The following is a 23,314-nucleotide window of genomic DNA, read 5'->3' as shown; positions in this document are numbered from 1 at the left end:
TCCGGGGATGGGCGCGCAGCGCCGTTCGACGCAGTCGAACTCATTGCATGTAGGTCGAAGCGAAGCCGACCGGAGGGCAATGCCCCCGGATGAATACCGGAGCGAAGGAACCCCGAGCCTCAGCGAGGGGCCGTACGTAAGGGGCGAGACCTTTTGGTTACTTTTGGGGCGTTTGCCAAAAGTGACCCGCTGTAAGAGCGGAACCATAAGCGGCCGTTACCGCAGCAACGGATATGTACTCAATCAACAAAAGACAGGTCGGCTGTCAGGCCGCCATCGCGAGCAGGCTCGCTCCTACAGTTGGGCTGGGCACATCTGAAAGAAATGTGTCGGCTGGCAGGCCGCCTTCGCGAGCAAGCCCGCTCCCACAATTAGACCAAGTACATCTTACGGAAATGTGTTGGCTGTCAAACCCGCTCCTGCGGTTCAAGGCTGAAACGCCTGAGGCTCGGTGGACTGTGCTTTCGGCGGCCCGCCGGTATCTTCGAGGGAGGCTTTCTCGGCCACGAACTGCCAGTCCTTGTAGCTGGCCATGCCGTTGAAGTCCGACCACTCGCTGGGAAAGTTCACCTGCTTGAGCGGCTTCTCGGTGGACGGGCAGTACACACCGCTGATCCGTCCGTCGATACCGCGTATCAGCTCCCATTCGCCACCGGTCATCGGCTCCGGGTACAACTGCCGGATATGGTGCCTGGCCGACGGGAAACGCTCGTCCTGCAACAGGTCCGCGAGTTCTTTCGGGTACAGGGCGACACCAGGCGAACTGCGGTAATAGCTGCGCAGTGCCTGGGCATACTGCGTACCGACCCAGAGCAACTGGTTTTCGCGATCCCGGCGCGAAGCGGTGGCCCACAACTCGCCGGCACTGGCCAGGCCCATGCCTATCACGACAATCAGAAACAGCACACCCAGATAGGTGAAACCATCCTGGCCCGATGGCTTACCACTCGGAATACAGGCTGCCATCACGCGCCCTCCCGCTGGCTCCACTCTTGATATCGGCCACCCCGCCCGCCACGCCATCCGGTGGCGCGACCATGACCCAGGTGTCCTTGCGCTCGGAAATCGGGTCCAGCGGCTGGTTACGCAGGTACCGCAGTTCGACCAGCTGTTCGATGGAATCGGGATAACGCCCGGTGTCCCCGTAGTAGTGATCCAGCGCCTCGCGCATGGACGACAGACTCTGGTGCAGGGTGGTCTCTTTCGAGGCCTCCAGGCTGGTGAAGTAGCGTGGCAAGGCGATCGTCATCAGGGTCGCGATGATTGCCAAAACCACCATCAGTTCAATCAGGGTAAAACCCTTTTGCCGACGCATAGGCTCACCACTCTCGGTAGGCAATACCATTGAGACCCTTGCCCCGGACCTTGGAGTAAACGTCAAAGACGTCCTGGCCCTCCCGCGGGTCTTCAGCCGAACTGTCATAGGAACGCAGGCCCCAGCCGCCCCCGTCGTCACGCTTGACGGTTGCCAGCGGGTCACGGGGGATGCGCCGCAGGAAGTAGAACTTGGCACCCTTGGCGCTGCGCACGTCACGCACACCATCGACCAGCACTTTCAGGTTCGGCGGGTAGCCGTTGCTGTCGAGCGTCTTCTCGATGTAGCCGGCGTCGAAGGCGCGTTTGTAGGCGTCGATGCCATCGCGGATCTCGTACAGCGCAGTCCGCAGTTCCTGCTCTTTGCCCCGGCGCACCACCGTCTCGGTCAGCGGTGCGGCCATGCCGGCCAGCAGGCCGACCAGAGCGAGCGTCACCACGACTTCGACCAGGCTGAAACCGCGTTGCGAGGCGTTCATGATCAAGGCTTCCCAACGGTAACGGTGGTGGCGATCGGTGCGCTCATGGGGCCGGTCTGAACCGTCGTACTCATCGAACGGTCCGGTGCCTGGATGTGCATGCTGGTTTCGGTACCGGTCGGGAACTCCATGTCAGACGGGCTCTGGTACGGCAGGTTGCGCACGATCCGCGGGGTGATCGACAGCACCAGTTCGGATTTGCTGACGTCGTCCTTGTTGCTGCCGAACAGGCGACCCAGGCCGGGAATGTCGCCAAGGCCGGGAATCTTGTTGCCGGTGGCGCCGTGGTCGTTGCGCACGAGCCCTGCGAGGATCTGGGTTTCGCCGTCATGCAGACGCAGGGTGGTCTGGGCGTTGCGGGTATCGACCTGGACCGGAATGGTGCCCTGAGCGGTCGGCGTCAGCGGCGTGGCGTTACTGACTTCCAGCGCGATCTTGATCGCCACTTCGTTGTTCAGGTGCACGATGGGTTGCACTTCGAGCTTGAGACCGACGTCGAGGTAGGTCACGCTTTCGGTGATCACCGGGCCCTGGGTCGAAGGCACCGAGGTGGCACTGATGATCGGCACGCGCTGGCCGATGTGGATGCGCGCCTGTTCGCGGTTACTCACCCGAATTACCGGGCTGGCGAGGGTGTTGATGTCCTTGTCCTGGGCATTGATCTTGGCCTGCGGCGATGGCGAGATAGTGATGCGGCTGGAGTCGATGCCCTTGAGCTGATCGAGAATGGTCACCGCCGACCCGTCGCTGTTGACCACACCGAAGGTATTGGGCCATTGCAGGCCAAGGTCGAGAATGCGTTGGCGGGCGACTTCCATCACTTCCACTTCCAGCACCACTTCCGGGTTGGACTGGTCCTGGGATTGCAGGAGTTTTTCCGCCATGCGTACCGCATCACCGGTATCGCGCATGGTCAAGGTGTTGAGGCGCTCATCGACGAACACGTCGCGGGTCTTGAGCATGGTCTTGATCATGTTCAGCGCCGTGTTGGCATCGATGCTGGTCAGGTAGAAGGTGCGCATCACCAGCTCCTGGTAATCCTTGATCTTCTGCGGCGAGTCCGGGTAGATCAGCAAGGTGTTTTCGTTCACCACTTTCTGATGCAGCTGGTTCTGTTGCAGCAGCAGTTCCACGGCGTCTTCGATACGCACGTCACGCACGAAGATCGTGGCTTTCATGTCCGGGCGCAGGTCCTTGTCGAAGATGAAGTTCAGGCCGGCGACCTGGGACAGCACTTCGAAAATGGTTTTCAGGTTGGCATCGCGAAATTCCAGGGTCACCGGCCGGTCCAGGCGCGTACGCAGCTGCGGGTACTGCACTACGTTGCGGCTCTGCACCAGGCGGATGCTGTCTTGCAGTTCCAGGGCGCCGTCGTTCTTCGGGTCCAGTTCGAGAATCTGTTTGACCTGGCGGTCGGCACCGTAGATGTCACCGCGACGCAGGTCGCCACGGGCCAGTTCGAGTTTCTCGTCCATGCTGCGCAGGTAGTCCAGCTGGCGCAGGGAATCCTGGGCACGACGGTTGTTCGGTTCGATGTTCAAGACCCGGCTGTAAGTCATGCGGGCCCCGGCGAAATTGCGCTGGGCCCGGTCCATGTCGGCCTGGGTGAGCAGCGCCGTCACGGCGCGGGCCCGACCGTTGTTGAGGGCCATGTGCAGATCGGTATCGCGAGGGTTTTCACGCAATCCCTGTTCGATGCGAGCCAGACCGGCTTCGTATTGGCCGGATTCCATCAGGGCGGAAGCTTCATCCTTGGCAATCTGCGCCGAACTGCACGCGGCCAGCCCTGCACAGAGACACAGGCTCATCAGCAAACGGGATTTGTTCATTCCGTACTCCCCACAGACAAGGTCTGCGATAAATGCAGAGGCAGGTAGACCAGGCTCAGTTCCTCTTTGGAAATCCGCTCGATCCGCCAGGTTTCGTCGATGACATCCCCTTTGCGCACGACGTAGATTTTTTCGCCGCTCTGCAAAAACACCTGCAAATCGGAACGGTCATCCAGCCTGCCGACAAACTGGAAGGGCAATGGCGGTGCAGTGGGGACTTGCACCACCGGAGTCGCGACAACCGATTGTTCAGTGACGGTGCCGGGGGCCGGCGCCGCTTTCCAGCTGCGGGCGGCGAACAGGTCGCCTGCCGGGCTCAGGTCCTTGATCGGCGCTACCGCCGCGGCGCTCGATGCTGCCGCCGATGTGCCCGGGGCCTTGACCTTGGCTGGCGTGGTCACGGCGGCCACCACAGGGTCGCTGTCGTCAGCCTGTTTGAAGTATTCGGGGAACCAGGCGAGCGCTGCCGCTGCAGCGAAGAACGCCACCCACCCCACCATTCGCCTGGTATTCATCATGACCTCGACAGGTAAAGGGTCATGCGGATCCGCCCGGTCAGGTCGGTATCGGCGATCTTCTTGCGCTGAAACTCCACATCCTCCAGCACCACCGCCGGCAGTTGGCCGAGCAAGGCGTGCAGGAAACGCCGCAGTTGCGGATAGCTGCCGCGTACCGGCAGCAGAATCTGATAACGGGCCAGGTGCGTCTTGGGGTCCACGCCCAGGGAGTATTCACCCCGGGACAAGGTGATGTGTTCCTGGGCGGCCAGGGCGTAGATCTTGTCGATGGCCACGGTGGCCTGAGGCTGGGACGGCAACTTGCTGCGGAAATCGTCGAGCTGGCGCTGCGGCACCACCGGCGCAGCTACGGTGCCGTCTTCGACCTTGGCCAGATACTCGGTAGCCTCGCGAGTCTGCTGGCTGAGGCTTTGCAGCGACTCCCAGTCCGGCAGCAACCCGACCAGGCCATAGCTCAGCGCCAGCACCAGCATGGCCAACCCTGCCAGCCCTGGAACGCCCAGGCCTTGCAGGTATTCGTGGACGATCAATTTATGGATTTGCATCGCCGATCTCCCAGGTAGCCGACAGGTTGAATTGCACCGGGTGTTCCGGCACGTCGGCGACAATTTCGTGGCTCAGCAGCGACACGTCGGACAGCTCGTCGCTGGCTTCGAGGCGGCGGTGGAAATCGAGCATGGCGTCCAGGTCCAGCGCCTCGGCGCTGATCCGCACCTGGCCTTTGCGGGCGTCCGGGGTCAGGGTCAGCAGGGCAATGTTGTCCCGCGGCATGGCTTCGAGGGTGGCGAACAAACGTTCCCAGGGACGGCGCAACTGCTGGGAGACCTTGCGCATTTCGGCCAGGTTCTGCGCCTGCTCGCGGATTTGCGCCGGAGTCAGGCTGAGCTTGCTGCCGGTATCGCCGGTGAGCACCCGCTGTGTGGTTTGCAGGTGGCCTTGCTGTTGTTCGGCCTCGTTGCTCAGATGCTGTTGCACCAGAGCGCAAGTCAGGGTCAGCACCACGCCACCGGCCAGCAGGCTCCAGCCCAGGGGACCCGCACGGCGCCGCGGCTGAAAGTCGAGCATCAGGGGGCGCATGTCAGGCCACCGCCCGAGACATGACGTACAGGCAATCGCGTACGGCTGTCCGGTCTTCTTCGAGGTTGCGCAGATGCACACCGGGCACGTCGGGAGGCGAATCGATGCGCGCCGGTGCATGCAGGTAGACATTCAACGGTCGTTCGCTCGAGGAAGCCTGCAACTGGTTTTCACGGCCGATCAGCGCAGTCAGCGCGGCATCGCTGTCGCTGCTGCCCACCGAACGCACCGAGGTCCAGCGCCCTTCCCGGGCCAGCAGCAACACGCTGCGTACCGGTTCGGCGACCACGAACAGGAAGTCCCCGGCATCAAAGCTATGATCGAAATGGTTGAACGCCGCCATCAGGTACGGCTGCACCGAACGCAGGCGCAATCCGCGCGCGCTGACCAGGGTGCGCAGGCGTTCGAGCAAGTCCTGGGGCAGCGCGGTGGCGATGCGGTCGTAACCGGCGGGCTCAGGCGAGAGCACCAGGCTCCAGGGTTGCGTCGGGGCACCGTAGAGGTCTTCGAAACACAGTTGGGCGAAGCCGAGCAATTCGGCTGGGCTGCTGATCTGCTCGCTCCAGGGCACCAGGCAATAGCGGCTGAAGTGCCCGGAGATCACCACGGTCAGTTCCGCCCTGGCAACGGTGTGATCGGCCAGCAAATGGTCGAGAGTGTCGAGAGCCACCGTCCAGGCCTGGAAGCCTTCGTCGATGTAGCCGACGCTGCCCAGCCAACGGGTAGCACTGCCTTGCCGTTGCCCCAGGCCAACACCGCTGGCGCCGAGCACGGCAACGAATTGCTCACGAGACAAAAGTGACACGATTGATCTCCTCGAGAGTGGTCCGGCCTTGTTCCACCATCTCCAGCGCCGACTCGCGCAACAGGCGCAAGCCACGTTTGCAGGCATGCGCCTTGATTTTCGAAATGGGTTGGCGCTCGACGATCATTTGCCGCAGTTCGTCGTCCAGGTGCAGCAGCTCGGCAATCGCGCTACGCCCGCGATAACCGGTGCCCCGGCAATGCCCGCAGCCCTTGCCGTGGACGAACTGGTAGTGAGCGACCTTTTGCGGATCAAGCCCCGAGACCTCCAGCTCTTCTTCTGTCGGGCTGTAAGGGCTGCTGCAACTGGTGCAGACCAGGCGGATCAACCGCTGGGCCAGCACGGCGTTGAGTGCCGAGACGAGGCTGTAGGGGTCGATTTCCATCTGGGTGAAACGGCCGATCACGTCGAACACGTTGTTGGCGTGAATGGTGGTGAACACCAGGTGACCGGTGAGCGCCGATTGCACAGCGATCTGTGCGGTGTCCGGGTCGCGGATTTCACCGACCATGATCTTGTCCGGGTCATGGCGCAGGATCGAGCGCAGGCCCCGGGCGAACGTCAGGCCTTTCTTCTCGTTGACGGGGATTTGCAGCACGCCCGGCAGTTGATACTCCACTGGGTCTTCGATGGTGATGATCTTGTCCACGCCGTGGTTGATCTCGGTGATCATCGCGTACAGGGTGGTGGTCTTGCCGCTACCGGTAGGCCCGGTCACCAGCACCATGCCATAGGGTTCGGCGGCCAGCCGGCGCAGCTGGCGCAGGGTTTCTTCTTCAAAGCCCAGGGCCTGCAATTGCACGCCACAGACCTTGTCGGCAAGGTCCTGTTTGTCGAGCACCCGCAGCACTGCGTCTTCGCCGAAAATGCTCGGCATGATCGACACCCGGAAGTCGATCTGCCGGCCACTGATGCCGATCTTGAAGCGACCATCCTGAGGCACGCGTTTTTCGCCGATGTCCAGTTCGGCCATGACCTTGACCCGGGAAATCACCTGCTCGGCGAACTCGCTGCCCTGGATCTTGCTGATGTTGTTGAGCACGCCGTCGATCCGGTACTTGATTACCAGACCGCTGCCGGTGGTACCGAGGTGGATGTCGCTGGCGTGCATTTTCAGCGCGTCGTACAGGGTCGAGTTGACCAGTTTGACCACCACGCTGGAATCTTCGCTGATGCTGGTCAGGGACAGGCTTTGCAGGTTATCGATCTCGGCGCCGGCGTCGCTCTGGGCGTTGAGCGACTCCACCGCATGGAAGCTTTCTTCGTGGCGCGCCAGGTAGGCCTTCAGGTCATCGGCATGCACCAGGTACAGCGGCGCGCCGTGCAGGCATTCATCGATCCAGGCCAGGCGCGCACTGTCGAAGGGGTCGGCGAACACACCGATGACCGACTCGTCGTGACGCAGCAGGATGAATTCACGCTTGAGGCACTGGGCCAGGGTCACCCGGTCGAACACCGGGGTGGAACTGAACAGGCTGTCGGTGTCGAGCACCGGATAATGCAAAGTGACGCCCAGGCACCGGATGAAGGGCATGGGAGCCAGTTCACTCAACGCTGCGAGGGCGTCCAGCATCCGCTCGCCGGAACTGGTGGCCAGGGCTCGGGCCTGGGCCAATTGTTCACTGGTGAAGCGAGTCGGTACACATTCCGGTTGCGCCGGTTCTACGGCAAGGGATAGACGGTCCATGGCTTGCTCTCCAACGCCCCGGGCTTTGAGCCCTGTCGGCGCGGCGAGCCATTTCGGCGGGGGCCGGAACGTCCTGTCGCGCCACTACTCCCCGGTGAGCAATTGTTCGTCGTCTGGTGCCATGGAGGCCGATGTACTTTTTCGGCGATCTGCAAGCACCCAACTACCGTCGTACAACTGCAGCGGGAAACTCTCGGTCCTGCTCTGGCGTCGTTCGACGAATCCTTCGGAAGTGCTCACACCCGGTTTGGGCTCGCGCCGCCTGCCTAGAAGATCAAACACTGCACGGGCCAATTCCGCCAATGGAAAGGGTTTGAACAGGATATGGCTGACTCCCATTTGCCGGGCCCGCTCGCAGACTTCTGCGGTGGGGTGCCCTGTGATCAGCACAAAATGACACATCCTGTTCTGGCGGACGGCATCGAGCACCTGAAAGCCTTCCATATCGGGCAAGCGGTAATCGAACACCATCACATCCGGTGCGAAATCGTCAGCTACAGCGATTCCTCGTGCACCGTCGTGGGCAATCCGGACTTCCAGTGCTTGCGCCTGCAGGTAACCCTGGAGATTTTCCGCCAGCAACTGTTCGTCATCAACAACCAGTACTTTGTTTAACAAGGTGGACTCCTTGAAACCTCAGGTCCGGGTTTTGAACCTGGCTGAGTGCACGCCTTGACAGGGCTTATGCACACTTCACGCCAGGCTGGGTACCGGTATTTTCAGGTCTTCATGTCCTTGAATTTAAAAACAATGCCTACTCGTACAGCCATTCCATCCCCCAAAAACGGGGAAAGCGACCGGATTGGCATTGACGTTTTTTCCCCCACTATTGGGGACCCTCCCCTATTCATCGTCAATCCGCTCGATTCGATTGCGCGGGCTCAATTGCGCCGACGCCCTCATTACGGTTAAGCGTAGCCGCGCGGCTACGACAGTGGAAGCGTCTGCACCGGGCACCCATAGCGGCAGCAGGACCAGCAAAGTGTTGGGTTTCATGATCGGCCTCCGGTCAGGGCGTGGCAGCAGCGGGTTTATAGGGGGCGACCAGATAGAAACGCTGGTTCGGCAGATCCACCGTTACGATATGGGCACCGCTCAAGCCCAGGCGCCGGCCAGGACCAAAGCTCATCAGTGGTGTCAGCCCGGTRTCGAAGTCATGCAGGCCTTCCAGCGCACTGATCAGCTTCTCGCGACTGGCATCCCGCCCGGCCTGCTTCATGCCTTCGCTGAGCAGCATCATCGAACTGAACGCGCCCACTTGCAGCACCGCGTGTTGGTCACCGAGGCCCTGGTGTTCGCGCAACTGGGTCAAGGCCTGGCGCCCGGCCAGGGTCCAGTCGCTGGGCACGAACGGATAGGCCAGGAACACCCGCCGGGAAAATCCGCTGGGCACCTGCATCAGATTGCCCGCCACCTGGTTCGAGGTGGCGAACAGGTAAGGCACCTGCCCCGCCGTTTGCAAGCGCTCGGCCAGTCGACTGAAGCCGCTGCTGCTGCCCAGGTAAAACACCGAGCGCGAGCCCAAGGGCAAATCATCCCTGCTCGGGTCGTAGGCTTGCAGACGCACCTTTTGCCAGGCGTGGCCCTGCAAGTACTGGTTGAGTTCCTGCGCCGCCAGCTGTTGGCCGGATTCGTCCGGATAGGCGATCAGCGTCGGCCCCTGCAGCACCCGCAGGCTGGCACCGGCGTAATCGGCCAGGGCGATCAATTGCTCGCGAAGCCCCGGCAGCGGTTCGAATATCTGCCGGCTGGTGTGGTGGGGCGTGCCCTGCAAGGACAGCGGCCCGATCAGGGGAATGCCGGCCTCTTCCAGACGCACGGCGAGGTCCATGTCCAATGCCGGCGCCAGCGGTGCAATCAGGGCAAACACCTGCTCTTCTTCGATCAACCGGTCCAGCGCCTTTTCGGCACTGGCGCGGTCGGCGCCGGGGTCGAGGATGGTCAGGCGCAACTGCCGGCCATGAATTCCGCCCGCCTCGTTGATACGCGCCACGCAGCCGTTGAGCACCGATGCCACCGTGGCGCCCTCTTCGCTCAATGGTCCGGTGGCCGGCAACAACGTGCCCAGGTACAGACTGTCGGGGGTCAGGCCCGAATCGCGGTCTTCGGCCAGGCGCTTGGCCGGCAGCACCATGTTCGATGCACCGACCCGGGCCATGACCGGTTCGCCGCTGGCAGACAGACCTTCGCCGTACAAGCGCTTGCCGGCACTTTCGCTGAGGCTCAGCGGCAGCGCCTGGACGCTGAGCGTGATGCCGCTCAGAAGTAGCAGGCCAAGGACGAGGGCAGTATTCATGGCCGTGGCTCAGCTATCGGCCACAGGCATTGTCAGCACCTGCAAGCGCTGGGCAATGGCGGCTGCCGGAGCATCGGGACGGATTTTGCTCCAGAGCTTGTTCGCCACGTCACCGACGATCGACTGGGTGGAGTGTTGCTCGAGGGTCGGCATGATCTGGCCGATGCGACCCAAGACAAGGTCCATTTGCGCCTTGTCGCCGGTAAGAAAAAACCAGTGGGGGTCATCGACGCCCTGTTTCAAGGTGTAAGCCTCGAGTACCGCCGGGGTGTCCCGCAGCGGATCACTGGTAAGGGAGATAAAGGTGATGCCGTCGGCCACCGTCGGCGCGGCCTGTTCATGCCCTTCGTGGGCAAATTCCATTGAACTGAAAATGCCGTGACAGACGCCCGGAGCGAACCAGTCGATGACTCTCATGGCTGATGCTCCATGGCGATGGCGGTGTGCTTGGCGTGGGCGTTGCGTTCACCCCTGAGCTTCTCGACGGCCCGGGCCAGCTCCGTCGGGTCGGTGAAACCGTAGTAGCGGGTCCAGAAACGGTTGTTGCCGTCCCCCACCAGAATCAGCGGCGAGTGGTTCTCGACGTCACCGCTGTAAGCGCCCAAGCCCATGAGGGTGGCAGTGACCGACTGCGGCGAGCCGGTCAGCCAGCTCCAGCCCGGCCCCTGCTGGAAGGTGCGGGCGTAGTCGTTCAGGCGTTGGGGATCATCACGCTGCGGGTCGATGCTGATCGACACCAGCTGTACCTCGGTGCCGACCCGCGCGCCCAACTGTTTCTGCACCTTGCCCATGATCGAGGACACCACCGGGCAGACCGTAGTGCAGCTGGTGTAGATGAAGCCCATGACCACGATCTTGTTGCTCACCAGGTCTTTTTCCAGGCTGACGACCTTGCCGTTCTGGTCCAGCAGGGTCACGTCGGCAAACTTGATCCGGGCGGTCTCCGGGCTGGCCTCTCTGGCCGCCATGTCGTGCCCGGTGGGCTCGTCCACCGAGTGAGCCAGCGCCTGGCCGATACCGAAGGCCAACAGACCGAACGTCAGCAGGCCGCGATGCGCGAATCGGTTCATGTCAGCTTCCTCTCAGTGGGTATCGCCGGGAATGGCCCGAACACCCGGCGCGACGCCAGACAAGGGTTGACCGGAGGTTTTGTCCGTCACTCGAAATTGCACGTCGGCAATGCCGCCCTCACGCAGTACGCCGTCCTTGGCCAGGGGCTTTACATCGAGGGCCACCGCAATCCCTTCACGTTCCAGCGTCCGGTCGCTCCAGGTATCGGGCAAGGTGATTTCGTCGAGCGCAGTCGGGGGCGCGGTCCGCCATACCCCGAACCCGATCAAGGCCATCCCGAGAATCACCGCGCTGCCAGCGATTGTGGTGGTCCTGTCCATATCAAAACTCCCCTTCAGAATCTCCGTGCCCCGTGCAGCTTCGCTCCCACGGGGGGGGCTAGCTGGCAATCGCGATGCCGAGCATCGATGTCACCAACAACAGCCAAATAATCAGGGACGGAGCGTGAGATACGCCGATCATGAACTCGGGCCTCATTGCGGGTTATCAGTGAACACCTCTCGACAAGTTGTCCACAGCAATCCGCATGCCATAAAAAATCACCTTATTAATCAGCTGGATATATTCACGAATGGATAAACGGGGGGATATTCCCCACCCGACCCCCATTTTCTCGCCGGGGCCGCCATTCCCCACTATTGGGGAAACCACCCCCTGGGTCTCGATCACAGCGGCGCATCCGCGGACAACCCCTGTAAACGCCGATACTGGTTCAGCACGTTGGGCACATAACGCTGGGTTTCGGCGAACGGCGGGACCACGTTGCCCCGGCTGAGCACCGCTTGCGGGCCGGCGTTGTAGGCGGCCACGGCGAGGCGGATATCGTTGTCGAACATCGTCATCAGGCGCTTGAGATAGCGGGCGCCACCCTGGATGTTGGCCTTGGGGTCGTAGGCGTTGGTCACACCCATTTCGCGGGCGATGGCGGGCATCAACTGCATCAGTCCGCGAGCGCCCTTGGGTGAGGTAGCGCGGGCGTTGTAGCTGGATTCGGTCTTGATCACTGCGTGCAGCAGCGCCGCCGGTAGTTCATTGGCCGTGGCCGCCGCCGACACCAGCTCGGCGTAGGGTTGCGCGGCGATCATCTGCGGTTGCTGGTCGAGGCTGACGACCGTCGCTTCGGGCTCATGGATCACCCGTTCATAGTGGCGTCCAGGGCGGTGGACATTGGACAGGACATAGTTGCCCTTGGCGTCCAGGGAAACGAACACATCGGCCTGTGCGGCGCCAGCGAGCGCGAGTAATCCGAGCAATCCTGCGGTGATGGCTTTCATTGGCATGCCTCCCCTGCCCGGCCCCGAAAAATGGGGGTATTGCCCCAGTGGCCGGTAGTAAAACAGCCATACGCAAACACTGTGCCGTAAGTGAAAAGGCCCGTAGCACAGGGGGTGCAGAAGGATGTCCAGTCATGAGCATGGCAATTGCATGCGCCTGTATAGCGACTCTGCTGTCAACTGAGGGAGGTCATCATGAATCAGCGACCGTGTTTTGCCCGGCGCCCCCAAAGCGGGTTCACCCTGCTCGAACTGTTGGTGGTGCTGGTGGTACTGGGGCTGTTGGCCGGCATCGTGGCGCCGAAGTACTTCGCCCAACTGGGCCGTTCCGAAGTGAAAGTGGCCAAGGCGCAAATAGAAGGCTTGAGCAAAGCCCTGGACCTTTACCGCCTGGAGGTCGGCCACTACCCGTCGACCGAACAGGGCTTGCAGGCGCTGGTCACTGCCCCCGCCGATGAACCGCGCTGGACCGGCCCGTACCTGCAGAAAAAACTCCCGCAAGACCCCTGGGGCCACAACTACAACTATCGCTATCCCGGTGAAAACAGCGAGTACGACCTGTTGTCCCTGGGCAAGGACGGGCAACCCGGCGGCGAAGGCGAGAACGCCGAAGTCACCAACTGGAACTGACGGGAAAAGCGACCATGCGCTTTCATCTCAAAGCCGTCGGCAAGGCCGGTGTCGTCTCAATGACCGTCGAGGCGCCGGGACACAGCGAAGCCAGGCGCATCGCCGAAGACCAGGGCCTGCGAGTCGTCAGCCTGCACGCCGAGCGACATTGGCGAGCCTTGCGCCTGCACAAGCGCGAGACCTTCCACCTGGTATTGTTCAGCCAGGAACTGACCACATTGCTCAACGCCGGCCTGCCGTTGATCGATGCGCTGGAAAGCCTGGCGGAAAAAGAAAACGCGCCACAAGCCCGCAAGACCCTGAGCGAGCTGGTGCGCTTGCTGTACGAGGGCAAATCGTTTTCCCAGGCCTTGGGGCAGCTATCGGCGGTTTTCCCGCCTTTGTATGTGGCGCTGGTGCAGTCCAGTGAGAAGACCGGCGCCGTGGGCGATGCCCTGGGCCGGTATGTCAGCTATCGCCAGCGCATGGACGAGGTTCGCCAGAAGATCGTCAGCGCATCGATCTACCCCATGTTGTTGCTGGTGGTGGGAGGTGGCGTGGTGTTGTTTTTGATGGGCTACGTCGTACCGCGCTTCAGCCTGGTATTCGAAGGGCTGGGGTCGAACCTGCCGTGGATGTCGCAGGTCCTGATGAGCAGCGGCATGTTCCTGCACACCCACCAGGGCGAATTCTTCGGTGGCTTGCTGGCCATCATCGTCGCCCTCACCCTGCTCCAGCGCCAACCGGCCTTTCGTCGGGGGCTGGACCGCCTGATCGAAAAACTCCCCGCGGTGCACCAGCGCATCTTCATGTATGAGCTGGCGCGTTTCTACCGTTCGCTAGGCATACTGCTGCAAGGCGGCATTCCCCTGGTCACCGCCATGGGCATGGTCCGTGGCTTACTCAGCGTCGCCTCCCGCGCGCGCCTGGACCAGGCCTGCGACCGGGTACGCGAGGGGCAATCGCTTTCTACCGCGCTGGAACTCAATCACCTGGTGACTCCGGTATCCCTGCGCCTGCTGCGCGCCGGCGAACAGTCGGGCAACCTCGGGCAGATGATGGAGCGCAGCGCCGACTTCTACGACGAAGAAATCAGCCGCTGGATCGAATGGTTCGTACGGCTGTTCGAACCTCTGCTCATGACCTTCATCGGTCTGTTGATCGGGGTGATCGTGATCCTGATGTACATCCCGATTTTCGAATTGGCCTCGAGCATTCACTGACCTTATGGAACAGGGCCGCGCTGCCCGTTGCATCTTTTCAACCTTCCATTGAATAAATCAGTCCGTCGAGGTGTTTAACAAGTTCCCATGGGAAAAATGCAGCACGTTGCAATGTTCATCAACGTTCCAATCTGAACAAGAAGACGGAGAACGACATGCTCATCAATAAGCTTTTACTGGCAGTAGCTATTGGCGCGGTTCTGTCGGCGTCTACCGTATTGATTCCGGACAGCCTGTCCGGAGTATCCACTGCTCAGGCCAAGGATGGGGGTAGTGGTGGTGGCGGCGGTGGCGGTGGCGGTGGCGGTGGCGGTAGTGGCGGCGGTGGCAGTCACGGTGGAAGCGGCAGTGGTGGCAACAGCGGCAGCGGCCATAGCGGCGACCATGGCAGCAACAGCGGTCATGGCAGTGCCAACAGCGGTTCGAGCCACTCCGGAACGGCCTCGTCCTCAGGACGCAGCGGCACCCATGATGAACCTGGGGATGACCGTGGCGTCCATGCCAATGGCGAGCCCGGCGATGACCGTGGCGTCCATGCCAATGGTGAGCCCGGCGATGACCGTGGCGTCCATGCCAATGGCGAACCCGGCGATGACCGTGGCGTCCATGCCAATGGCGAACCCGGCGATGACCGTGGCGTCCATGCCAATGGCGAACCTGGAGATGATCGTGGTGCCCATGCCGAGCCCGGCGATGACAAAAGGACCTGATTCCCCCTGAAATCCATACAACACAAAACCCTGTGGGAGTGAGCTTGCTCCGGGCGGCGTTCCGACGATAGCGGAGTGTCAGGCAACAGAAATGTTGAATGATCGAATGTCATCGCGAACAAGTTCCCCACAGTGGCCAATGTGGCTCAGACAACCAGCCGCTCTACAACCCACCCTCAAGCCGATCCAGCCGTTCGCGCAAGAACTCGACCAGCGCCTGCACCGGCCGCGAACTCTGCCGGTGTTGCGGATAGACCGCAGACAACGTCAGCGGCTGCGGCCTGAAATCCTCCAGCACTTCCACCAGCCTTCCATCCTTCAGCGCCGAACCGACAATGAACGTCGGCAAATAGGTGATCCCCAGCCCGGCGATCGCTGCGTCCTTGAGCAGTTCACCGTTGTTGACCCGCATCCGCCCGCTGACATTGACGCTCAATGGCTTGCCCTGCCCCGCAAAACGCCATTGCACCTGACGACCATGGCCGTACGGCAGGCAGTCGTGTCCGTGCAAATCTTCAGGCTTGAGCGGCGTGCCGCGTTCGACCAGGTACGCGGGGCTTGCGCAGTACACCCGTTCAATGGAGGCAATGCGTCGGGCGATCAGCGTCGAGTCTTCCAGTGTGCCAATGCGCAATGCCAGGTCGTAACCTTCACCGAGCAAATCCACAGGGCGATCACTCAAATCCATCTCCACCGTCACGTCGCGATAGCGCTGCAAAAACACCGGCAACAGGCACCCCAGATGCGCCAGTGCGAACGACAGCGGCGCACTCGCACGAATGGTCCCCCGTGGCTCGGTGGTCTGGCCGGCGATGCCCTGCTCCACTTGTTCGACTTCGCTGAGCAGGCGCAAGGCTGACTCGTAATAGCTTTGCCCCAGCGGCGTGACGTCCAGCCGCCGGGTCGAGCGATTGAGCAAGCGCACGCCCAGGCGCTCTTCGAGTTGCATCAAGCGGCGGCTGACAAACTGCTTGGACAGGCCCAATTGATCGGCGGCAGCCGTGAAACTGCCGGAGTCCATCACCTGGCAAAAAATACGCATATCTTCGAAGGGGTTCATTGTCACTTCCCGGTTGACAGTCAAACACTTTATAGCCGCTTTTTCCCTTCCAGGCACCCTATTAATCTGTGTTCACGGTGTTGAATTCACCCTTGCAGCTCCTACCTAACCGCGTACACCCACGATCAAAAAGGAATTGACCATGAACCTCGTCCAGAAAACCCTGACTGCCTCCCTGCTCGCCCTTGCCGTCGGCAACGCGTTTGCTGCGGGCAGCCCGGGTGTCGAACACAACACCCAGGCCTTCCTCACAGCCCTCGCCGCCGGTGGTGGCAAACCGCTTGAACAACTGAGCCCGAAAGACGCCCGTGCGGTGCTGACCGGTGCCCAGGCGTCGGTGAAGGTTGACCTGTCCGGTGTCGAAATCAGCGACAAAGCGATCAAGGTCGACGGGCAGACACTCCACCTCAAAGTGGTGCGCCCGGCCAAGGTCAAAGGTGAATTGCCGGTGTTCATGTTCTTCCACGGTGGCGGTTGGGTACTGGGGGATTTCCCGACTCACCAGCGCCTGATTCGTGACCTGGTGGTGGGTTCCGGCGCGGTCGCGGTGTACGTCGACTACACACCGTCGCCGCAAGCGCATTACCCGACCGCGATCAACCAGGCCTACGCCGCGACGCGCTGGGTGGCCGAGCATGGCAAACAGATCGGCGTCGATGGTCAGCGCCTGGCAGTGGCCGGCAACAGCGTCGGCGGCAACATGGCGGCGGTCGTGGCCTTGATGGCCAAGGAGCAAAAAGCCCCGGCCCTGCGTTTTCAACTGCTGATGTGGCCGGTGACCAACGCACAGTTCGATACCGCGTCGTACCAGCAATTTGCCGAAGGCCATTTCCTCACCCAAAACATGATGAAGTGGTTCTGGGACAACTACACCACCGACGCCGGCGAACGTGCGCAGATTCATGCCTCACCGCTCAACGCCAGCACCGAACAGCTCAAAGGCCTGCCGGCCGCACTGGTGCAGACCGCCGAATTCGACGTACTGCGTGACGAAGGCGAAGGTTATGCCCGCCACCTCGATGCGGCCGGTGTGCCGGTAACCTCGGTCCGCTACAACGGCATGATCCACGACTTCGGCCTGCTCAATCCGCTGAGCCAGATTCCCGAAGTGAAAGCAGCGGTGCGCCAGGCTGCGCTGGAGCTCAAGACTCATTTGCAGTGAGTCCCTACCCTTCACTGCACACTGGTTGTGTGGTGAAGGGCTTTTCTGTGGGAGCGAGCTTGCTCGCTCCCACAGAAAAGCTCCCTCGCCACGAAAGCGGCCTGCATCTCGGCTACCTCATTTCTGCCGGAGCTCCCACATGTCCTTCCTTCTCAGTCATCTCCTGTCCCTGAGCACCCTGCTGCTGGCCATCGACGCCCTGCTCTGGCACCTCGCGCCATTCAAGCATCGCGTCAGCCGGGTCGGTGTGCGCCTGGCGCTGTTTCTGCTGTTCAGCGCAGTGATCATCAACGCCGGCGTCAGCCCGTTGCAGGCGCCATTGTTTGCCGATGATCGCGTGGCGCAGCTCGGGGCTACGGCGCTGGGAATTCTGTGGTGGCTGTACACCGCGCGGGTGCTCACGGAAGTCATCGGTCTGGTGTTGATGCGACGCATCGGCCACAGCGGCCGACTGTTGCAGGATGTCATCGGCGCACTGGTGTTCCTGGTTGCCGTCGTCGCCGCCGCCGGCTACGTGCTGGAGCTGCCAGTGAAAGGTTTGCTGGCGACCTCTGGCGTCGTCGCCATCGTGGTGGGTCTGGCATTGCAGAGCACCTTGAGCGATGTGTTCTCCGGTATCGTGCTCAACACCACCAAGCCGTATCAGGTCGATGACTGGGTTTCCATCGACGGTGTCGAAGGCAAGGTGCTGGACATCGACTGGCGCGCCACCCACCTGCTGACCAGTGCCGGCAGCACCGCTGTGGTGCCGAACTCGGTGGCGGCCAAGGCGAAGATCGTCAACCTCAGCCGCCCGACCAACCTGCACGGCGTGTCGATCAGCATTCAGGTGCCCAACCACATCCGTCCGCGTCGGGTACTCGATGCCCTGGACCGCACCCTTCAGGGCAGCAGCAGTCTGCTGCTCAACCCACCGCCGAAAGCCGTGCTCAAGGAGGCCGGCGAAACCATGTCCGAATACGTGGCCAGCGGCTTCATCGCCGAACTGGGCAAAAAGGGCGAAGTGCGCAATCAACTGTTCGACCTGGCCCATCGGCACCTCGAAGCAGCAGGCATTTCCCGGCAGCCCGATGGCGTGATCGAGCCGTCGACCCGCGCACGGGCCTTGCTCGATGAAGTGAAAATCTTCCGTTCCCTGAGCGCCGAGGAACGTGATCGTCTGGCCCAAAACATGGTGGCACAGCAATATGCGGCTGGTGAGGTGGTGCTGGATCTGGAGGAAGTGCCGGACAGTTTGTTCGTCATCGCCACCGGCGTGGTCAGCGCCACTGTCCCCGATGGCAGCACGCGGATCGAAGCCGGACGCATGGGGCCGAGTGAAGTCATGGGCGAACAAAGCATTCTTGCCGACACGCCGTCCCAGGCACGGTTCACCGCTCTGACCTCAAGCATCATCTACCGCCTCGACAAATCCCTGACTCGCAGTTGCATGGAGCAATGCCGCGAAGTCGACCGGGCGTTGAACAAGCTGCAAGCGGTGCGGCAGCAGAACAGCCGGATGGCATTGATGGCCAAACCGGTGGCGGTCAAGAAAGGTGGTTTTTTGAGCTGGTTGCAAAATCGTTGATCAAGGAGCGAGCTTGGTCCGGGCGGCGTTCCGACGAAGGCGACCTACCGGCCGACCCGATACATCACAGAGGCGAAACTGCTTGGGCGTAATCCCGAACTGCTTACGAAACGCCCGAATGAAATTACTCGGCTGCCGATACCCCAACCGCTCGGCAATCCGCTCAATCGGCTGATCACCTGCCGTCAACCAGTGCCGCGCCAACTCCAGACTGTCACTGCGGGTATGTTGCGCAGCAGCAGCCTGCCAGTGCCGCAACATGCTCTGATGCAAAAACCCATTGGCCCCCAGCAACGGCTCATCGAGACTGGCCGCTGGCAGGCTCAAACACGGATGTGACCCCTCCAGTACCTCGATACCGGCGCTACGCAACCACTGCCCGGCAGCCTGTTGCGGCGTCAGGCGAACGGCCACAAACACCTGCGCCGGCGCTCGTCCCAGGCGTCGGGCGATGTTGCGCACCAACGTCAGGGTCGCCGCATCGAGGCCGAAAAAATGCGGCTGTTGACCGGCACCGCGCAAGTGCAGGCGGGCCTGCCCGTCACCCTCCTCCAGTTCCGCCACTACGTAGTTGGTCACCCGTGGCAGGAAATCGGTGAAGCATGCCAGGCTCGCACGCAGGGTCGCTGCGGAGTCCAGCAGAATGTTCAGACCTCGCAGTGCGGTGGTCGCCATGCCGTTGACCAGTTCGCAGCCAAACGATGCGCCCGCGCCCGCACGCTCGCATTCACTCCACAGGCGTTCGACCAGGTGCGCAGGCACATGCAGGTCCTGACCTTCGAGCAACGACAGGCAGATGCCGGCCCGTTGCAGCAGTTGGTCCTGGCACAGGCCGGACTGCCGGGCATGGCTGAGAATGGTGCGGGTGAAGGCGCTGGAAATGAACGGTTGGCTGGTCATGGCAGGTTACGGCGAGAGGACAGGCGTGTACTTATGCCAGCCTCTGTGCTATCGATCCAATGCATTAAAAGTATCCACTGAATGYAGGAGACGCATGATGGACCTACGACAGCTCCGCCACCTTGTCGCCCTGGCCGATTACCGCAACTTCGGGCGTGCCGCCGAGGCGATCAATCTCAGCCAACCGGCCTTCAGTCGCAGCATCCAGACCCTGGAGCGCGACCTCGACTGCGCGCTGGTGGAACGCAGCAGCCGCGAATTCCGCCTGACCGGTCAAGGCGAACTGGTGCTGCAACATGCCCGGCGCCTGCTCGCTGGCAGCCAGGCCCTGCACAACGAACTGACGCAATACAACGGCCTGACCGGTGGCGAGCTGCGCTTCGGCTGCGGCCCGTATCCGGCCCAGGTGCTGGTGCCCGAAGCGCTGGCGGAGTTCATTCAGGCTCATCCGGCGATCCGCATCAGTTTCCACCAGGGCGACTGGGAACAACTGGCGGTCTGGCTTCGTGAACAGCAGATCGAATTCCTCGTAGCCGACGCGCGCTACTTCACCGGCGACCCGCAATACCAGGTACAGCTGTTGCGCCCCCGGCGCGGGTGGTTCTTTTGCCGTGTCGGTCATCCCCTGGCGCAGCAGCAGAATCTGTCCCTGCGCGCCCTGCTCGACTACGCGGTGGTTGGCACGCGAATACCGCCGACGATCCGCAAGATCCTCGCCGACGTGCAGGGCGAGGCGGACTTCAATCCGAGCGTGGAATGCGCGCAGTTCGACGCCATCCGCCGCGTGGTGATGCGCTCCGACGCGGTGGGCATCGCCACCGTGGAGGCCTTGGCCGAACTGGTCGACCAGGGCCTGGTCCGCCTGCTGGAATTTGCCGATGTACCCAAGGAGGATCCCGGCCTGCAATTGCACTACGGCATCGTCAGCCGCGCCGGCCACTCCCTGACACCGGCCGCGCTGGCGATGGTCGATGCGGTGCTGACGGTCGACCGGCGCTTGCTGGCGTCGAACCAGGCCCCTCAAGAAGTTGCATAAATCCCGGCGGCACGAGTGACCCTGCGCTGCTGGTAAATCGCATCGAAGGCGAGCAACACGTTCAAATCGAGCTGGCGTAAATCAAGCATGGTCTTGCTCCGGCAAATCGCTTAACGTCGGCCAGCCTGACCAGTGTTCCGCAACAAGCTGTGAGCCCTACATGACAAAAAGCGATCAGCCACTGCACGACCAATCAATACCCAATGCGTTCTACGCGCCGACCCTGTTGCCGGCCATCGAAGAGTTGCTGGCCCGCGGTGTGGACCGGGAACGCATCGAAGGCCTGTTGCGACGCAGCCTGTTCGAGTTGCGCACGCCATTCATGCGCATTCCTCTGTTCATATCGCGGCGCTTCTGGGCGTTTGCCCTGGAACAGACCGGCGACCCGCGGATCGGCCTGGCGGCCGGTCGGCGATTCGTTTCCACCGCCACCAACGGCCTGACGTACCTGTTCGACGTGGCCGACTCACTGGACAGCGCCTGCCAGTATTTCGTGCGTTTCTTTCCGTTTTTCAACGGGCACTTCCAGGCCCGGATCGTGCGCGGCGACGACAGCGTCGAATTGCACCTGCTCGACCGCGGCAGCGTGAAAACCAGCGCGTCAACCGCCGATTACATCCTCATCAGCCTGTGCAGCATGTTGCGGCGCAAATTCCTCGCCAGCGGCCTGGAGCGTGATCCGGTTCTGGGCGTCGGGCTGGCCGGTGCCTGCACGGCCAACCCGCAGGAACATGAACAAGCTTTTCGCGCACCGGTGCAATGGGGGCAGGCGCAGCACTCGATCCGCCTCGATCCACAGCTGTTCGTGATCCCGTTGACGCCGGGCAATCATGAACTGGAACACACGCTGGTCGAGCTGCTGGAGCAGACCCGACGCAACAGCGAACCGACCTTGCTGGAACAAGTCTGCGACCATTTGATCGTCGACCTCGCCGAGGCCAGCTGGCAGCAATTCTGCACCACCCAGCATTTGCTCGAGCGCACCGCCGCCCGACGCTTGAAGGCGTTGGGCTGGAGTTTTTCAGAGTTGCTCGACGAATACCGCCGCTACCGCACCGAAGACTTTCTGCAGGGGACCGACCTGGAACTGGTGGAGATTTCCGACCGTCTGGGCTACAGCGATGTGCAAAGCTTCAACCGTGCATGCCTGCGCTGGCTGGGGTGCGCGCCGGGTGCCTGGCGAAGCCGGCAAGGTCTATGAGAAACCACGCTCGTGCGCCACGGGAGCTTTGGATTTTTGCGTCCCCCCGGTTTCCAGCTACAAATGATGAGTGGGTTGAGTGTCCAGAATCCTGACAGCGGTTGTCACGGGTCGGATGTCGCAGGATGGCTTCGGTTCCAGAGAGGGCGCGCCCGCCGCGCAGAAGCCGCAGTCGCCACCCCGGCGCCCGGCGCAACACCTGTTGTCAAAAGGCCTGCGCCTACGGAAAACCTCAAGGAGGGTAAACATGCCCCGGCAAGTGATAGTCAACGCTGACGATTTCGGCCTCAGTGCCTGCGAAAACGCAGTGATCCTGGGCGCGTTCCAGGCCGGGCTCATCAGCTCCGCCACCGCCATGGCCAACATGCCGGCGTTCGAAGCGGCCTGTGCCATGGCCCGGCATCCATTGCTCGAAGGCCGCATCGGCCTGCACTTCAACCTGACCTACGGCCGTCCATTGAGCCAAAGCATTGTGCAACGCCCGACGTTTTGCGACAGTGCCGGCGTGTTCGACCTCAACCTGTCCCGCACCCGCCTCTGGCTCGGGCGCCGGGATCGCCACGCCGTACTGGAAGAACTCGAAGCCCAGTGGCAGCGCTGCCTGGACAACGGCCTGCGCCCCAGCCACCTGGACTCTCATCAGCACGTGCACAACATCTGGCCGATCGGCGAGATCGTCGCGCGCTTCGCCGCCCGCCAGGGGGTGCCGGTGCGTCTGGCGCGCAACCTGGGGCAAAACCTCAGCTTGCCCAAGCGCGTGTTCAAGGACCTGCTCAACCGTCGCCTGAGCAACCTGGCCGGCGCCACCGCCGACTACGTGTGCACCCCGGTGGATCTGCGCAACGCTGAGCCGCCACCCGACGGACTGCTGGAAATCGTCGCCCACCCGAACCAGCTCGGCGCCGACTTCGGCGATGCCTACCTGGAACCGGGAGAGTCCTTGAGTGCGTTGCTGGAACAGCGTTTGCCGGGTGTGCCGAGGGTGGCCTATACCGCTGCGGGCGATGCTGTGCCTCACCGTGCGCGGGCCGTTCTGGAGTAATCCGCAATCCCTGTGGGAGCGGGCTTGCTCGCGATGGCTATGTGTTGGGCGATGAGTATTTTGTAGGTGTACATATCCGTTTCTGCGGTCACGGCCACTGATGGTTCCGCCCTTACGGCGGGTCACTTTGGAAAAGCGGAACGCCGCCCGGCCCCAAGTAACCAAAAGGCTCTGCCCCTGACGTTCGGTGCCATCGGCCATCCATGGCCCAGAGTGTGTAAAAACTGGTTCAAACATCGTCGACGCGTAGCGTCGACGATGTTTGGCTGGCTAATTACACCTAAAGCGTTCTTCGTAGCTCCAACCCGCTTTTAATGCCACTAGTAACGCTTCTCAGCTCGTCCATCGGGCAAAACAGGGGGCTTTTCAGGCCGCCAGCGCTTTCATCAGATTCTGCGCGCCGAGGATTTTCATCACCCGTTTCAAGTTATAAACGAGCACGTTCAAGCTCATT

The 23,314-nt window shown here is 62.0% G+C and carries 25 protein-coding genes; 8 read left to right on the top strand and 17 right to left on the bottom strand.

What is annotated here, in order from left to right:
* Positions 1 to 426: 426 nt before the first annotated feature.
* The 15 genes from AC1DXW_RS28265 to AC1DXW_RS28195 form a co-directional block, all read right to left on the bottom strand.
* Positions 427 to 966, bottom strand: a complete 540-nt coding sequence (locus tag AC1DXW_RS28265) for a type II secretion system protein (protein WP_477754210.1) — start codon at positions 964 to 966, stop codon at positions 427 to 429.
* Positions 941 to 1,315 (bottom strand): type II secretion system protein, encoded by a 375-nt coding sequence (locus tag AC1DXW_RS28260; RefSeq protein ID WP_477754209.1) that lies wholly within the window; start codon positions 1,313 to 1,315, stop codon positions 941 to 943. Before AC1DXW_RS28260 ends, AC1DXW_RS28265 begins: the two co-directional genes overlap by 26 nt.
* Before the next feature lie 4 nt (positions 1,316 to 1,319).
* On the bottom strand, positions 1,320 to 1,793 hold the full coding sequence (locus tag AC1DXW_RS28255; RefSeq protein ID WP_477754208.1) for a type II secretion system protein: 474 nt from the start codon (positions 1,791 to 1,793) through the stop codon (positions 1,320 to 1,322).
* A 2-nt stretch (positions 1,794 to 1,795) separates the two neighbouring features.
* The gene (locus AC1DXW_RS28250) at positions 1,796 to 3,622 is read right to left on the bottom strand and encodes a secretin N-terminal domain-containing protein (protein WP_477754207.1); all 1,827 of its coding nucleotides are present in this window, start codon (positions 3,620 to 3,622) and stop codon (positions 1,796 to 1,798) included.
* A complete protein-coding gene (locus AC1DXW_RS28245) occupies positions 3,619 to 4,137 on the bottom strand; it encodes a hypothetical protein (protein ID WP_477754206.1) in 519 nt (172 codons plus the stop codon). Before AC1DXW_RS28245 ends, AC1DXW_RS28250 begins: the two co-directional genes overlap by 4 nt.
* Positions 4,137 to 4,685: a pilus assembly protein PilO gene (locus AC1DXW_RS28240; RefSeq protein WP_477754205.1), complete on the bottom strand. Its 549-nt coding sequence runs from the start codon at positions 4,683 to 4,685 to the stop codon at positions 4,137 to 4,139. Before AC1DXW_RS28240 ends, AC1DXW_RS28245 begins: the two co-directional genes overlap by 1 nt.
* Positions 4,672 to 5,217: a PilN domain-containing protein gene (locus tag AC1DXW_RS28235; RefSeq protein WP_477760737.1), complete on the bottom strand. Its 546-nt coding sequence runs from the start codon at positions 5,215 to 5,217 to the stop codon at positions 4,672 to 4,674. The genes AC1DXW_RS28240 and AC1DXW_RS28235 overlap by 14 nt, the downstream gene beginning before the upstream one ends.
* Before the next feature lies 1 nt (position 5,218).
* Entirely contained in the window at positions 5,219 to 6,022 is an 804-nt protein-coding gene (locus AC1DXW_RS28230; protein ID WP_477760736.1) for a hypothetical protein, read from the bottom strand.
* Entirely contained in the window at positions 6,003 to 7,709 is a 1,707-nt protein-coding gene (locus tag AC1DXW_RS28225) for a GspE/PulE family protein (RefSeq protein ID WP_477760735.1), read from the bottom strand. Before AC1DXW_RS28225 ends, AC1DXW_RS28230 begins: the two co-directional genes overlap by 20 nt.
* A gap of 84 nt (positions 7,710 to 7,793) precedes the next feature.
* Positions 7,794 to 8,327, bottom strand: a complete 534-nt coding sequence (locus tag AC1DXW_RS28220; RefSeq protein WP_477754201.1) for a response regulator — start codon at positions 8,325 to 8,327, stop codon at positions 7,794 to 7,796.
* Positions 8,328 to 8,718: 391 nt separating this feature from the next.
* Positions 8,719 to 10,005 (bottom strand): ABC transporter substrate-binding protein, encoded by a 1,287-nt coding sequence (locus AC1DXW_RS28215; protein ID WP_477754200.1) that lies wholly within the window; start codon positions 10,003 to 10,005, stop codon positions 8,719 to 8,721.
* Between the two features lie 9 nt (positions 10,006 to 10,014).
* Complete coding sequence (locus AC1DXW_RS28210; protein WP_477754199.1) at positions 10,015 to 10,422, bottom strand: SCO family protein; 408 nt, start codon at positions 10,420 to 10,422, stop codon at positions 10,015 to 10,017.
* Positions 10,419 to 11,075, bottom strand: a complete 657-nt coding sequence (locus tag AC1DXW_RS28205; protein WP_477754198.1) for an SCO family protein — start codon at positions 11,073 to 11,075, stop codon at positions 10,419 to 10,421. Before AC1DXW_RS28205 ends, AC1DXW_RS28210 begins: the two co-directional genes overlap by 4 nt.
* A 12-nt stretch (positions 11,076 to 11,087) precedes the next feature.
* Complete coding sequence (locus AC1DXW_RS28200) at positions 11,088 to 11,396, bottom strand: hypothetical protein (protein ID WP_477754197.1); 309 nt, start codon at positions 11,394 to 11,396, stop codon at positions 11,088 to 11,090.
* Positions 11,397 to 11,741: 345 nt separating this feature from the next.
* The gene (locus tag AC1DXW_RS28195; protein WP_477754196.1) at positions 11,742 to 12,350 is read right to left on the bottom strand and encodes a lytic transglycosylase domain-containing protein; all 609 of its coding nucleotides are present in this window, start codon (positions 12,348 to 12,350) and stop codon (positions 11,742 to 11,744) included.
* 195 nt (positions 12,351 to 12,545) lie between these two features.
* Between AC1DXW_RS28195 and gspG the strand changes: the two genes are divergently transcribed.
* From gspG to AC1DXW_RS28180, 3 genes are all read left to right on the top strand, one after another.
* Positions 12,546 to 12,980: a type II secretion system major pseudopilin GspG gene (gspG, locus tag AC1DXW_RS28190; RefSeq protein WP_477754195.1), complete on the top strand. Its 435-nt coding sequence runs from the start codon at positions 12,546 to 12,548 to the stop codon at positions 12,978 to 12,980.
* Positions 12,981 to 12,994: 14 nt separating this feature from the next.
* Positions 12,995 to 14,182, top strand: a complete 1,188-nt coding sequence (locus AC1DXW_RS28185; protein ID WP_477754194.1) for a type II secretion system F family protein — start codon at positions 12,995 to 12,997, stop codon at positions 14,180 to 14,182.
* Positions 14,183 to 14,337: 155 nt separating this feature from the next.
* Complete coding sequence (locus tag AC1DXW_RS28180) at positions 14,338 to 14,892, top strand: hypothetical protein (protein ID WP_477754193.1); 555 nt, start codon at positions 14,338 to 14,340, stop codon at positions 14,890 to 14,892.
* Positions 14,893 to 15,055: 163 nt separating this feature from the next.
* Here AC1DXW_RS28180 and AC1DXW_RS28175 read toward each other — a convergent pair whose 3' ends face one another.
* Positions 15,056 to 15,952, bottom strand: coding sequence for a LysR family transcriptional regulator (locus AC1DXW_RS28175; RefSeq protein ID WP_477754192.1), 897 nt, complete (start codon positions 15,950 to 15,952; stop codon positions 15,056 to 15,058).
* 142 nt (positions 15,953 to 16,094) lie between these two features.
* Here AC1DXW_RS28175 and AC1DXW_RS28170 point away from each other — a divergent pair, with 142 nt between their 5' ends.
* Both AC1DXW_RS28170 and AC1DXW_RS28165 read left to right on the top strand, forming a co-directional pair.
* On the top strand, positions 16,095 to 17,114 hold the full coding sequence (locus AC1DXW_RS28170) for an alpha/beta hydrolase (protein WP_477754191.1): 1,020 nt from the start codon (positions 16,095 to 16,097) through the stop codon (positions 17,112 to 17,114).
* Between the two features lie 139 nt (positions 17,115 to 17,253).
* A complete protein-coding gene (locus AC1DXW_RS28165; RefSeq protein ID WP_477754190.1) occupies positions 17,254 to 18,681 on the top strand; it encodes a mechanosensitive ion channel domain-containing protein in 1,428 nt (475 codons plus the stop codon).
* Here AC1DXW_RS28165 and AC1DXW_RS28160 read toward each other — a convergent pair whose 3' ends face one another.
* On the bottom strand, positions 18,682 to 19,581 hold the full coding sequence (locus tag AC1DXW_RS28160) for an AraC family transcriptional regulator (RefSeq protein WP_477754189.1): 900 nt from the start codon (positions 19,579 to 19,581) through the stop codon (positions 18,682 to 18,684).
* A 97-nt stretch (positions 19,582 to 19,678) separates the two neighbouring features.
* Between AC1DXW_RS28160 and AC1DXW_RS28155 the strand changes: the two genes are divergently transcribed.
* The 3 genes from AC1DXW_RS28155 (at position 19,679) to AC1DXW_RS28145 (ending at position 22,860) form a co-directional block, all read left to right on the top strand.
* The gene (locus tag AC1DXW_RS28155) at positions 19,679 to 20,617 is read left to right on the top strand and encodes a LysR family transcriptional regulator (protein ID WP_477754188.1); all 939 of its coding nucleotides are present in this window, start codon (positions 19,679 to 19,681) and stop codon (positions 20,615 to 20,617) included.
* 160 nt (positions 20,618 to 20,777) lie between these two features.
* Positions 20,778 to 21,818 carry an AraC family transcriptional regulator gene (locus AC1DXW_RS28150; RefSeq protein WP_477754187.1) on the top strand — a complete coding sequence of 347 codons (1,041 nt, stop codon included), beginning with the start codon at positions 20,778 to 20,780 and terminating at the stop codon, positions 21,816 to 21,818.
* Positions 21,819 to 22,065: 247 nt separating this feature from the next.
* A complete protein-coding gene (locus tag AC1DXW_RS28145) occupies positions 22,066 to 22,860 on the top strand; it encodes a carbohydrate deacetylase (protein WP_477754186.1) in 795 nt (264 codons plus the stop codon).
* Positions 22,861 to 23,314 lie beyond the last annotated feature (454 nt).

The sequence above is a fragment of the Pseudomonas sp. P4_C4 genome (assembly GCF_056402055.1).
This window is presented reverse-complemented; position numbering and strand designations above follow the sequence as displayed.